A 12,926-nucleotide genomic window follows, 5' to 3' on the forward strand; every position below is an offset into this window, starting at 1 on the left:
TCGAACTGACAACAGCTAATATATAGCACGTTTTATAAAATCTTCAAAGTCTTCATAAAACTCTTCAAACTGATGCATTGCTTCATTAAAAAACAAGAATACGCCTTGCCAAGTATTTTTATTATGTATGTTAAATTCACCATTGTAGGTAACATACACTCTATGAATCAATTTTCCGTTTTCTAAAGGGTATAATTCGTCAAAAACAGCATCAGGTATATAGTCTTCTAATAAATTACTTTTAACTTCAAGTAGTTGTTCAAATAGCAATTCATTTTTGGTTTTGTCGTACGATTCAATATCTAAACAAACCATTGCTTTTTTTTGATCGGCTACAAATTTAAAACTGAACCCTTTTATTTGTGTATTGTATAACAACCATTTTCGCGGAAACGATTTTCCGTAACTTGTCCAAAATTCCTTTCTAAGACTTGCAGATTCTTCTTTACTAAACATTTATCCGTGTATTTTTGCTTTAAACCCTCTTGATTTCATAAATTCAGCTTCATATTCCAACAATCCTTTCCATTTTTCATCAACAATTACTCTATCTTGATATTTGCGTGCAAAATTTAAAAATGTGGTATAATGATTTGCTTCCGAAGCCATTAAATCTAAATAAAATTTTGATAATTCTTCATCTTTCATATTATCAGCAAACACCTTAAAGCGCTCACAACTTCTAGCTTCAATTAAAGCCGCAACTAATAAACGTTGAATTAGGCTTTCATTACGGTCTTTTGTCTTTGGAAAATAATTTTGCAAATGTGCCGCATAATCATTTTTTTGACCTCTTCCTAACACCATACCGCGCTTTACCATAATGTCATGAACCATTTTAAAATGTTCCATTTCTTCAATAGCAATTAACGCCATTTCTTGAACCAACTCCGTTTCTTCAGAATAATTAATTATGATTGAAGTTGCATTTGCGGATGCTTTTTGTTCAGCATACGCGTGATCGGTTAATATTTGTTGCAAGTCGTTTTTTGCAATTTCAGCCCAAGAGGTTTCAGTTTCAAACTTTAGTCCTAACATCATTATGTATCAAATTTAAATTTAAGTTCTTCTAAACTATTTTCAGCTCCAACCAAGGTTATAGTGTCGCCCAATCGCATACGTGTATAACCGTGAGAAACCAATAATTGTCCTTTACGTTTTATTGATAAAACCAACACATCTGCAGGTAAACGTAAATCTCTTAAACGTATACCGTGAATGTCTTCATTTCTAATTTCTATATCCATAGAATCTTGTCCTTCATCCATTCCTAACAATAATGAAGTAGCATTAGGAGAACGTACAAAGTGATCTAATAGGCTAACAATTGCCGTTGCAGGTTCTATAATTAATGCACCAAGTTTGTGGAATTTTTCAAAATACTCACGATTTTCTAATCGTACTACAACGTCTTTTATTCCAATATGTTCGTATATTAATTCAGCCAATTTATAATTATCTTCATCAGATAGCATTAAAATTACAGCTTCGCTATTCTCTAAATTTAGTTCTTTTAACGATTTATAGGTGATAGATGGTAAATTTATAATTTCAAAATCATTTACCTCTTTTTTATTCGTAACATCAAAATTGATGATTCTAGACTCCCAATTTTGTTTTTTTAGTTGATTTGCCAATGAAATGGATTGATCTTCTAATCCAAATATTACAGAATCTCTTGTGCTCTTAACAACAGGCGTTTTAGCTCTTAAATGACTTTCTTTCACATAATTTAACGACCATTTAAACAATGGAGGTCCAATTAACTGATTGATAACAATAATGGCAATAACAATGGTTTCAAACTGTTGTCCCCAAACAGGAAAAACATCGGATATTACGGTAGCTAAACCTAATGCAACACCCGCTTGTGTTAAATAAGGCATCCACGCTATAAAGGCATATTTTTTAAAATCGTTTGCCGCATACACCCCAAAAATTCCTCCAAAAAACATAGTGATTAATCTTAAAAAGAAAAGCGCAATAGCAATTCCAAATACACTCATTAATGTTTGAATAGAAAGTGATGCACCTGTTAATGTAAAGAAAATGATATATATAATTGGACTAATTTCTTCTAAAGCTTCTGAAAATTCTATTCGGTGTTTGCTGTAATTTGTTAAAACAAAACTTCCAATAATACAGATCAAAAGCGGTTCTAAAATAAACTCATGCTGAAATAATTCAACAGATTTTATATTTACATAATAGGCAAATAAATAAGTGCAATAACCAATTATTAAAATGGCAATTCCTTTCATTTTAATATCAGCCTTCGTTAAAAATGGTACTTGTAAAATTTTACCAACTAGGTATCCAAGTGCAAAGGAAGTGATTAATTCAAACAATAAGATCACAAAGAAAAGGATGTCGGTTGTTTCGTCATTAATCAATGCTTTTGCTACAGACAAACAAATGGCAAACAATATAATTACCAGCACATCTTTTACAACGGTAACACCCATTACAGTTTTTGTAAAGGGGCCGTTAGCTCTCATTTCATTGATAACCGCTATTGCGGAAGAAGGTGAACGTGCAACAAATATGGTGGCAAATAATATAGCAACCCCAATTTTATGTGTTGCAGGCATTTTAGCCATAAAAGGAATATAACCAGCTATAAAATATATGACAATTGAACTCATTACAAATGTAATTACCAATTGGCCAATGGTCATCCATTTAATACTGTTAATTCGACTTCGTAAATCGTTTAAATACAACTCTGAACCAGCAGAGAATGCAATAACAGAAAGTGCTATCTCGTTTAAAAAATTTAAATCGTGAATAGCGGTAGGTGAAATAAAATTTAAGACTGAAGAACCGGCAATAATTCCGGTAATTATTAATCCTGTAATTAGTGGAAATTTAATTTTTTGAAAAACTTTAGCAATTTCATTAGCTGCAATGGCAACAATTAAAAAGCCTACTAAAAATGTTATTAATAATTTGATGTCCAAAAGCTACGGGATTTAAATTTTTAATTCATTATAAATAGTTGCTATAATTACAAATCTAAATCAAAAGTCTTCTTAAACAATTCTAAGGCACTATTTTTTTCTTTTAATTTTTCATAGCGTTCTTGTGGTGTGTAAGCGAATTTTTTTGTTTCAGATTCATTTACATGAATTATCAAATCAGTTTTAAAGTTATTAAGACATTCACGTAAAAATTTCATTAAATATGTTTTTTCACGTGTTAACTGATCCTTCATCAATAAGTTAGGAAGGGTATAATGCAATTCATTTCCTTTTGCAGTAGGTACATCAGCTTTCATAATAGAAGCAACACTTTTATGGCCTTTTTTTAATAATTTTTCAATATAAGCGTTCCACAATTCAACAGCCTGTGTTTGTGTAAAAGGGTCAGAAGGTAAGCCTTCAACTTCTTCAAACTCAACTTCAGTTTCTGCAATTTCCTTTTTTAAATGAATGCTTTTAAGCGTTAAGGCTGAAGTTCTTCTAGGTCGTGTATTTAGAGTTGGCTTTGCTAGTGCTGGTTTTGCTACCTCTTCAACACTTTTTTTAGTGATTTCTTGTTTTACCTCGGCTAATTTAACTTCTTGAGGTTGCTTATTTTTTACAGTTCTTTTTATTTTTTGTCGGTAATGAATTGCTGCAATTATGTAAGGTTTGCTATTTTTTTTTTCTCCATCAAAAGTGATAGAGGCTAATTGCATTAGGGCAAGTTCAACTAATAATCGCTGATTTTTACTAGCCTTATATTTTAAATCACAATCGTTTGCAAGGTCAATTGCTTGCAGTAAAAAACGCATTTCACATTTTTTAGATTGCTCTAAGTATTTCTTTTTAGCATTGTCTCCAACTTCTAATAAATCGATTGTAATTTGATCTTTAGCCACCAATAAATCTCTAAAATGTGAAGCCAAACCACTAATAAAATGATGTCCTTCAAACCCTTTTGCTAAAATGGTATTAAAATGAATTAAAACTTCAGGAATTTTATTTTGCAATAAAAAATCGGTGGTTATAAAATATTCATCGTAATCTAATACGTTTAAATTTTCAGTAACCGCTTTTCTAGTTAATTCATTTCCCGAAAAACTTACAACTCTATCAAAAATAGATAAAGCATCACGCATAGCACCATCAGCTTTTTGCGCAATAATATGTAGCGCATCATCTTCAGCATTGATATTTTCTTCTTTGGCTATTTTTTCTAAGTATTTTTTAGCGTCTAAAACTCCTATTCTTTTGAAGTCGAATATTTGACAACGTGATAAAATAGTCGGAATTATTTTGTGTTTTTCAGTAGTTGCTAATATAAAAATTGCGTGCGCTGGTGGCTCTTCTAATGTTTTTAAAAAGGCATTAAAGGCTGCTTGCGACAGCATGTGAACCTCATCAATAATATAAACTTTATATTTTCCTGTTTGTGGTGGAATTCTAACCTGATCGGTTAAACTTCTAATGTCATCAACAGAGTTATTTGAAGCCGCATCTAATTCAAAAATATTAAATGCAAAGTCATCTTCACTAGTTTCTCCAGCGTTTTCATTTATTTTTTTAGCCAAAATTCGGGCGCAAGTTGTTTTACCAACACCACGGGGACCGGTAAACAATAAAGCTTGCGCTAAATGGTTGTTTTTTATAGCATTTTCAAGCGTGTTTGTAATTGCTTGTTGCCCAACAACTTCCTCAAAAGTTTGAGGTCTGTATTTTCGAGCTGATACTATAAATTGTTCCATTTATTGAATGTTGGTTATTTTACAAAAATATAAAAACGAATGGTTTTTGAATGCTTATCGTGGATTATTTTCATAAATTTTATTATACAAATGAAGGTATTTTTTTAATATTTCAGTACGCTTAGGTTTCATTGTAGGTGTTAATAAATTATTTTCAATACTCCACACATCAGGTGTTAGCTCAAAGCGTTTAATGGTTTCCCATTTCCCAAAACTTTTATTCCCTTTTTTAATCTCTTTTTCTATTCTTTTAACCACATGTGGATTGTCAATTAATTCCTGATTGTTTCCAGGGATTGGCTCGTGATGAATGCGTGCCCATTCTCGTAAAAAATCAAAATTTGGTTGTATTAAAGCAGCAGGCATTTTTTGACCTTCACCTACAACTAATATTTGCTCAATAAAACGAGATTGTTTCATTTCGTTTTCTAAAAGGGCAGGGGCAATGTATTTTCCTCCTGAAGTTTTAAATATTTCTTTTTTACGACCTGTAATTGAAAGAAAACCATTGCTATCAAATTCACCTTTATCACCGGTATGAAAAAAGTCGCCAGTCATTACACTTTTTGTACGTTCAGGATCTTTGTAATACCCTTGCATAACATTAGGCCCTTTTACTAAAATTTCACCATCATCAGCTATTTTCACTGTTACATTGTCTATAGTTTTACCAATGGTTCCTATTTTAAACATATCGCCTTCAATCATATTTACCGAAATAACTGGAGACGTTTCTGTTAATCCGTAACCTTCCATAACGGGCATTTGAGCAGCAGCAAATACTCTTGCCAAACGTGGTTGTAAAGCAGCGCTTCCTGAAACCATTGTTTTTAAATTTCCACCTAAAGCTTCACGCCATTTAATGAAAATTAATTTATTGGCAACTTTAAGTTTTTGTTCGTACCACCAACCATTAGCTTGGTATGGTTCATATTTTAAACCTAAATCAACGGCCCAAAAGAACAGCATTTTTTTGATTCCTTTTAATTCAGATCCTTTATTGATAATGCCATCGTACACTTTCTCTAATAAACGAGGAACAACGGTCATAAATTCAGGTTTCACCTCTTTTATATTTTCACCAATTTTGTCCATTCCTTCCGCAAAATAAACCGAAGTTCCAGTAAATTGATATAAATAATGCAGCATACGTTCAAAAATATGGCAAACAGGTAAAAAACTCAATGCTTTAATTTTTCCGTGTTCTAAGGGAAGTCTAGGTGTGCTATCAATAACATTGGTAACAACGTTTCTGTGCGAAAGCATCACACCTTTTGGTTTTCCTGTTGTTCCTGAAGTATAAATTATGGTTGCTAAATCGTCTGTATTTATGGATTCTTTTAGTTGTTCAACTTCACTCTGTAAGCTTTCATCACTACCTAATTCAATAACTTCTTTCCAGTTTTTACATTTTTTCACTTCGTCGAAAGAATAAATTTCTTGTAAAGTTGGGACGTCCTTTTTAATGGATTTTACTTTTTTGAATAAATCTTTATCAGAAAGGAAACAGTGAGTAACTTCAGCATGATTAAAGATGTATAAAAAATCTTCTTCGGAAATAGTAGGATAAATAGGTACATTGATAGCCCCTATTTGAAGCATTCCAAAATCTAAAATATTCCATTCAGTCCTATTGTTGGTTGAAATTACGGCTATTTTATCACCGGGTTTTACACCTAGTTTTAATAATCCACGACTTATAGCATTTCCTTTTGCAATAAATTCTTGCGAAGAAGTAGCTTCCCAGTTTCCATTGTATTTGGTGTTGTAAGCCTTAGGTAAATTAAAGGTGTCGAGTTGATGGTAGGCAAACTCGAATATCTTAGTTATTTTTTTTGACATTTGATTTGGTTTAAATGAAGTATTGCAAAGTATAAAATATAAAATGATTACACAAGAATGTAAGTTGCTTAGCTATCATATTAATTAGTTGTTATAAATTTTATCGAATAACTGTTTGTATTTAATTTTTATTGCACTGCGTTTTAATTTTAACGTTGGTGTTAACAGTCCGTTCTCAACAGACCAAATATCAGCGGTTAATTCAAACGCTTTTATTTGTTCCCATTGGCCAAAATTTTTATTGGCACTATCAATTTCTTTTTGAATGCGGTTAATTACTTTTTTATTTGAAATTAAGGAAGTGTATGCTTCATTAGTCTCAATATTTTTTCTTTTACACCATTCAATTAAAAATTCAATTCTGTTTGTAGTTGTTACTACGGCAATTTTATCATTTGGTTTTATACTAAGCCTTAATAATGCTCTGCTTATGGTGTTGGCAAGTTTTAAATACTCTTGTACAGAAGTAGCTATCCAACTATTATTTAACTTCGTGTTAAACAGTTTTGGTTGCTTATTGTTTTTCAACAGTAAATAAGCAAAATCAAATAGTCGAGTTGCATTTTCAGTCATTAATAATATTGGTTGGTTTCTGCAAAATAGAAATTAATAACTGATTTTGCAAAACTATATATAGGACTGAATTTATGAATGATGAAAAATGAGCAATTAAATAAGTTAAATTTTTACAAATAATGTTTTTTATGCACTTGTTTTAATCTAATAAATGAAATTTCTAATACTTTTTACGCATTTTTCAGTATTATTATGAATTGTTTTGTAGCTTATTTTAACCCAAAAATATGCTAAATTATTTTCTAAAGTATCAAAACTGTTAATATTTTAATGAATTCTATACGCTAGCTATATACTTCAAACGTTTTAGTAAAAAAGCCAACAATAGCAGTCTAATTAGTCCTAAAATCTAAGGTTTAAGGGGTTTTTAGTCGTATTTTTGTATTTTAAAAATCGAAGGTTATACATTAAAAATATAAGCACATGAAAACAGTAAGTTTTAAAAAAGGAATTTGGGAAAGTACGATTAACGTAAGAGATTTTGTATTAAAAAATATAACTCCATACCATGGAACTCACGACTTTTTAGAAGGTCCTAGTGAAAAAACTAATAAATTATGGGACACTTGTAAAGAAGCAACGCAAGAAGAAAGAGATAGAAATGGTGTTCGTTCTGTAGATACTGAAACAATCTCAACAATTAGTGCTTTTGCAGCAGGTTATATTGATAAAGAAAATGAAGTAATTGTTGGTTTACAAACCGATGAATTATTAAAAAGAACAATGAAACCTTTTGGAGGTTTTAAAGTTGTTCAAAAAGCATTGTCTGAGCAAGGTGTTGCGCCTAATAAAGATTTAACCGCTTTATTTTCGAAATTTGTTAAAACCCATAACGATGGTGTTTTTGATGCCTATACGCCTGAAATTAAAAAATTCCGTTCTTTAGGATTTTTAACAGGATTGCCAGATAATTATGCGCGTGGTAGAATAATTGGAGATTATAGAAGAATTGCTTTATACGGTGTTGATAAATTAATTGAAGCTAAAAAAGCAGATCAAGCTGCAATTACTGGCCCAATGACTGATGCTGTTATTCGTTTACGTGAAGAAGTAGCTGAGCAAATTAAAGCTTTAAAAGAAATTGTTGAATTAGGTAATATTTACAATCTTGAATTAAACCGTCCGGCTACAAATGCTCAAGAGGCTGTACAATGGACTTATATGGCTTATTTAGCAGCTGTAAAAGAGCAAGATGGTGCAGCAATGTCTTTAGGTAATGTTTCTACATTTTTAGATATTTATATTGAAGAAGATTTAGCTAAAGGTATTATTACTGAAGTTGAAGCCCAAGAATATATTGATCAAATGGTGATGAAATTACGTATGGTACGTCATTTACGTATGGCTGCTTACGATGAAATTTTTGCAGGAGATCCAACGTGGGTTACTGAAGCTATTGGAGGTATGTTTTCTGACGGAAGAACTAAGGTTACAAAAACATCATTCCGTTTCTTACATACATTGTACAATTTAGGACCATCACCTGAACCTAATATGACTGTTTTATGGTCTAATGATTTACCTGAAAACTTTAAAAGATATTGTGCAAAAGTATCTATTGATACATCTTCAATTCAATTTGAAAATGATACGTTAATGGTTGCTAGTCGTGGTTCTGATGATTACGGAATTGCTTGTTGTGTTTCTTACCAAGAATTAGGAAAATCTATTCAGTTTTTTGGAGCACGTACCAACTTAGCAAAAACATTATTATTAGCGTTAAATGGTGGTCGTTGTGAATTTACAGGAACACAAGTAATCAATGGAATTCCAGCATATACGGATGAGTATTTAGATTTCGACAAAGTAATGGCAAACTTTAAAGTTGCTATGAAAGAAGTAGCGCGTGTGTATAACGATTCAATGAATATTATTCATTATATGCATGATAAATACTACTACGAAAAATCTCAAATGGCTTTAATTGATACCAACCCAACAATAAACATTGCCTATGGTATTGCAGGATTATCAATTGTTGCCGATTCACTTTCAGCTATTAAATATGCAAAAGTAAAACCTATTAGAAATGAAGAAGGTTTAACGATAGATTTTAAAATTGAAGGAGAATTTCCTTGTTACGGAAACGACGATGATAAAGCAGATATGATTGCAGCAAAAGCAGTAGCAGATTTTAACGATGAGTTAAAAAAGTTACCAGTGTATAAAAATGCTACACCAACAATGTCTGTATTAACAATTACATCAAACGTTTCTTACGGTAAAAAAACAGGTGCTACACCTGATGGAAGACCTCACGGAATTGCTTTTGCACCAGGAGCTAACCCAATGCACGGTCGTGATAAAAACGGAGCAATTGCCTCTTTAAATTCAGTAGCGAAAATTAGTTACGAAGATTCTCAAGATGGTATTTCTAATACGTTCTCTATTGTGCCTAAATCATTAGGAGCAAATGAAGAAGATAGAATTGAGAATTTAACAGCTACTATTGATGGTTATTTCTTAAACAATGCACAGCATTTAAATGTAAATGTATTAGACAAAGAAACATTAATTGATGCAATGGAACGTCCAGAAGAATATCCGCAATTAACAATTCGTGTTTCAGGATATGCTGTTAACTTTGTTCGATTAACAAAAGAACAACAAATTGAAGTTATTACACGTTCGTTCCACGATTCCATGTAATATTAAATATAAATTGTATTATTGGTGTCCAAAAGGTTAATTCGTTAATTTTTTGGACACTTTAATTCAAAAACTACGCTTATCAAAACTACTAAAACTAAACTAAGAGTTCATTCCATAGAATCATTCGGTACCCACGATGGTCCGGGGATTCGATTTGTAATTTTTTTACAAGGCTGTAAATTAAAATGTTTGTATTGCCACAACCCTGATACTATTGAAACTTCAGGAGGAACGGAGTACGAGGTTGAAGAATTGGTAAAAATGGCAAAACGAATGAAACCTTATTTTAGAGCCAATGGTGGCGTTACGGTTTCAGGAGGAGAACCTTTATTGCAGTCAAAAGAATTAATTCCTTTTTTTAAGCGATTGAAAGAAGAAGGTATTCATACAAATATTGATACCAACGGAAGAATCTTAAATAATTCAGCAAAGGAGTTGTTAGATGAGTATGCCGATTTGGTAATGCTTGACATTAAGCATATGACTGAAGATGGTTACGAAGCACTTACAGGAATGCGAAATAAAGAAACCACCTTTAATTTTGCAGCTTATAGAGAAGCATCAGGTAAAAAAATGTGGTTGCGTTATGTATTAATTCCAGGAATCACTAATAAACCTGAATTATTACACGCAATGGGAGAACACTTTAAAGAGTATAAAACCATTGAAAAAATTGAAATTCAACCGTATCACAAGCTAGGAGTTCACAAGTGGGAAGCTTTAGGTTGGGAATACCAGTTAAAAGACGCCCGTGAAAACACCCAAGAAGAAATAGAGGAAGCTGCGGCAATTTTATCGAAGTATTTCAAAGAAGTAAAAATAAATTAAAAAGTGTTGTTAGAAGCAACAAGATATTTTCAAAATGAATACCCCAAAAGAAGTAATAAGTATCGTAAGTAAATTAGCCTTAAACAAAGGAAATTATACAATAAATAAAACATTAATACTTGCATTTTTAGCAGGAGCATACATTGCATTTGGAGGCTTGTTAGCTTTAATTGTAGGTGGAGGTACACCCGGAATTGCAGCTTCAAACCCTGGAATTACTAAATTCTTATTTGGAGCAACTTTCCCAATAGGGCTGATTCTTGTGGTAGTTGTAGGAGCAGAACTTTTTACAGGTAACAATGCTTATTTTATTCCAAACTTAATCAATAAAAAACAAGGTATTCAGGCGTTGCTTAAAAATTGGGGTTTGGTATATGTTGGTAACTTTGTTGGCGCAGTTTTTGTAGCTTATGTTATTACACATTTAACGCATATTGTAAGTGGTTCTCCATTTCAAGACGCCGTACATAAAGTCGCAATTGGTAAAACTAGTCATACGTTTTTAGTTACCTTTTTAAAAGGAATTGGTGCAAACTGGTTGGTTTGTTTAGCCGTTTGGCAAGGAATGGCAGCTAAAGACACTACAGGTAAAATACTGGCTATTTGGTTACCAGTAATGGCATTTGTTACCATGGGGTTTGAGCATAGTATTGCAAATATGTATTTTATTCCGTTGGCTATTTTTGAAGGCGCAGATATTACGTGGACTACTTTTATAGTAAAAAACCTAATTCCAGCAACTTTAGGGAATATTGTTGGAGGCGTGCTGTTTGTCGGTTTGCCGTATGGTTATTTATTTGGAAAGAATCAATAAAAATAGCTAAGCCGTTCAGGAGCATTGATTCAAAATCTTACCATACTAAAAATTAATTAGTATAAGAATCTGAAATTTTAAGTCAATTATTTGGGCGTTCCCTTTCAGGTCGCGTCTTCACTACTCGCTTTTTTTAAGTTGCTAAAAAGCAACAAAAAAAGAGCTCAAACATGCCGTTCAACCGCTAACGCAAAAGCAAGTTTGCATCCTGTTTTTTAGTGATAGCTAATAAATCACCGTTTTCTAAAGACACCTGAAAACAATAAACCACCAATAATTCCCATCAAGGTAAAAGCAACTTGTTCGTAAATATTCCCTGCAATAATAATAGATGAGTTTAAAAACGAATTGCTTAATCCCATAAAAGATTTACTACCTGGCACAAGCATTACAATGCCTTGCATTAAATACACCGTTTTTGGTGTTTTTGTAATTCTATTGAATAAATTACTAATAGCTACTGCGGCAATTGTTCCTATAAAAGTGCTAAATAATACACCATAACCTGAAAATAGTACGGTAAGAAAGAAAACCAAAACAGCTGTAACAACTCCTAAAAACATGTCTTTTTTTCGAACCTGAAAAATAGGTAATAAGCTCATTGAAAATAAAGGAATACCGCAAAACATAATCCATTGTGGTAAATCAGATATATGAACTAATTGCTTAAAATCAATAATTGAAGACATCAAAGCCAAGCCGAGTAAAACCCCGAAAAATTGTTTAAATAGCGTAATAATGGAATCAAATAATTTAGCACCTCCAGAAACTAAGTTTTTTGAAGTGATTTCTTCTAAAGAGGTGGTTATGGATAATCCTGGTATAAATATAATAATGGCAGACAAAATGGTAATACCAACATTCAAATCAGGAAATACCAAATGTAATAAACTGGCAATAATAGTTACAGCAAATGAGGTTAACGATTCTAAAATGGTTTCAAAATAATTAGACTTTGTAGAGATATAAACAAATGGGTAAATCAAAGCACCTAATAGCAAAGCAACAATTAACGAGATCCAATTGGTGCCAATCATTAAGCTAAACCCTGCTGATGCAAGGGCATAAGATAATGTTAGTATAAAATGATTTGTTTTTTTAGTTTCATCGTTGATTAATTTTAACTCGTGAATCACTTCTGAACTGTCAATTTCTTTTGAAATTACTTTATTGGTAACTTCATCAACACTTGATAATCCGCCTAAGTTTAAAATTCCGGGAGGAATACACTCTATATAATTATAGGTTTGATCGTCTTCATAAAACACATAATTTATCCAAGTAGGTAAGTCCATAAATACACCATTAATACCTTCGGTTTTAGAAACTTTGGTTAAATAAGATTGTATTTTATAAGAAGGCACACCGTAGATATGTAGCGCTTTACCTAATTCAATAATATGTTTGTATTTATCAGGAATTTTCATTTGTTGCTATTCAATTAAAAATGCAAATGTAAACTATTGATGTATATGTATTTAACTCGTTGTGAATTTTAAATAAATA

At 31.8% G+C, this 12,926-nt stretch carries 10 protein-coding genes; 3 read left to right on the forward strand and 7 right to left on the reverse strand.

The features are described 5' to 3' along the window. Positions 1 to 15 precede the first annotated feature (15 nt). The 6 genes from CHB67_RS10810 to CHB67_RS10835 all read right to left on the reverse strand — a co-directional run bounded on the left by CHB67_RS10810 (position 16) and on the right by CHB67_RS10835 (position 7,123). A complete protein-coding gene (locus CHB67_RS10810) occupies positions 16 to 456 on the reverse strand; it encodes a DUF4268 domain-containing protein (RefSeq protein WP_089381800.1) in 441 nt (146 codons plus the stop codon). Next, a complete protein-coding gene (miaE, locus tag CHB67_RS10815) occupies positions 457 to 1,038 on the reverse strand; it encodes a tRNA-(ms[2]io[6]A)-hydroxylase (protein WP_089382005.1) in 582 nt (193 codons plus the stop codon). Positions 1,039 to 1,040: 2 nt separating this feature from the next. Next, a complete protein-coding gene (locus tag CHB67_RS10820; protein WP_089381801.1) occupies positions 1,041 to 2,960 on the reverse strand; it encodes a cation:proton antiporter domain-containing protein in 1,920 nt (639 codons plus the stop codon). 47 nt (positions 2,961 to 3,007) lie between these two features. Next, the gene (gene dnaX, locus CHB67_RS10825; RefSeq protein WP_089381802.1) at positions 3,008 to 4,708 is read right to left on the reverse strand and encodes a DNA polymerase III subunit gamma/tau; all 1,701 of its coding nucleotides are present in this window, start codon (positions 4,706 to 4,708) and stop codon (positions 3,008 to 3,010) included. Positions 4,709 to 4,762: 54 nt separating this feature from the next. Next, positions 4,763 to 6,550, reverse strand: a complete 1,788-nt coding sequence (locus tag CHB67_RS10830; RefSeq protein WP_089381803.1) for an AMP-dependent synthetase/ligase — start codon at positions 6,548 to 6,550, stop codon at positions 4,763 to 4,765. 84 nt (positions 6,551 to 6,634) lie between these two features. After that, positions 6,635 to 7,123 carry a hypothetical protein gene (locus CHB67_RS10835; protein WP_089381804.1) on the reverse strand — a complete coding sequence of 163 codons (489 nt, stop codon included), beginning with the start codon at positions 7,121 to 7,123 and terminating at the stop codon, positions 6,635 to 6,637. Positions 7,124 to 7,549: 426 nt separating this feature from the next. On the opposite strand from CHB67_RS10835, the gene pflB reads away from it, so the two are divergent. From pflB to CHB67_RS10850, 3 genes are all read left to right on the forward strand, one after another. After that, a complete protein-coding gene (gene pflB, locus CHB67_RS10840) occupies positions 7,550 to 9,775 on the forward strand; it encodes a formate C-acetyltransferase (protein WP_089381805.1) in 2,226 nt (741 codons plus the stop codon). A 117-nt stretch (positions 9,776 to 9,892) separates the two neighbouring features. Beyond that, on the forward strand, positions 9,893 to 10,606 hold the full coding sequence (pflA, locus tag CHB67_RS10845; protein WP_262494286.1) for a pyruvate formate-lyase-activating protein: 714 nt from the start codon (positions 9,893 to 9,895) through the stop codon (positions 10,604 to 10,606). A 34-nt stretch (positions 10,607 to 10,640) separates the two neighbouring features. Next, positions 10,641 to 11,420 (forward strand): formate/nitrite transporter family protein, encoded by a 780-nt coding sequence (locus CHB67_RS10850; RefSeq protein ID WP_176461259.1) that lies wholly within the window; start codon positions 10,641 to 10,643, stop codon positions 11,418 to 11,420. 233 nt (positions 11,421 to 11,653) lie between these two features. Here the strand turns inward: CHB67_RS10850 and CHB67_RS10855 are convergent, their stop codons facing one another. Next, positions 11,654 to 12,847: a threonine/serine exporter family protein gene (locus tag CHB67_RS10855; protein ID WP_089381808.1), complete on the reverse strand. Its 1,194-nt coding sequence runs from the start codon at positions 12,845 to 12,847 to the stop codon at positions 11,654 to 11,656. Positions 12,848 to 12,926: the final 79 nt, after the last annotated feature.

The sequence above is a fragment of the Lutibacter agarilyticus genome (assembly GCF_900188235.1).
GTDB lineage: Bacteria > Bacteroidota > Bacteroidia > Flavobacteriales > Flavobacteriaceae > Lutibacter > Lutibacter agarilyticus.

Excerpts from the sequence above, each read along its gene's own strand:
- CHB67_RS10810 (WP_089381800.1), bottom strand. The coding sequence starts at position 456 with ATGTTTAGTAAAGAAGAATCTGCAAGTCTTAGAAAGGAATTTTGGACA.
- miaE (WP_089382005.1), bottom strand. The coding sequence starts at position 1,038 with ATGTTAGGACTAAAGTTTGAAACTGAAACCTCTTGGGCTGAAATTGCA.
- dnaX (WP_089381802.1), bottom strand. The coding sequence starts at position 4,708 with ATGGAACAATTTATAGTATCAGCTCGAAAATACAGACCTCAAACTTTT.
- CHB67_RS10830 (WP_089381803.1), bottom strand. The coding sequence starts at position 6,550 with ATGTCAAAAAAAATAACTAAGATATTCGAGTTTGCCTACCATCAACTC.
- CHB67_RS10835 (WP_089381804.1), bottom strand. The coding sequence starts at position 7,123 with ATGACTGAAAATGCAACTCGACTATTTGATTTTGCTTATTTACTGTTG.
- pflB (WP_089381805.1), top strand. The coding sequence starts at position 7,550 with ATGAAAACAGTAAGTTTTAAAAAAGGAATTTGGGAAAGTACGATTAAC.
- CHB67_RS10850 (WP_176461259.1), top strand. The coding sequence starts at position 10,641 with ATGAATACCCCAAAAGAAGTAATAAGTATCGTAAGTAAATTAGCCTTA.
- CHB67_RS10855 (WP_089381808.1), bottom strand. The coding sequence starts at position 12,847 with ATGAAAATTCCTGATAAATACAAACATATTATTGAATTAGGTAAAGCG.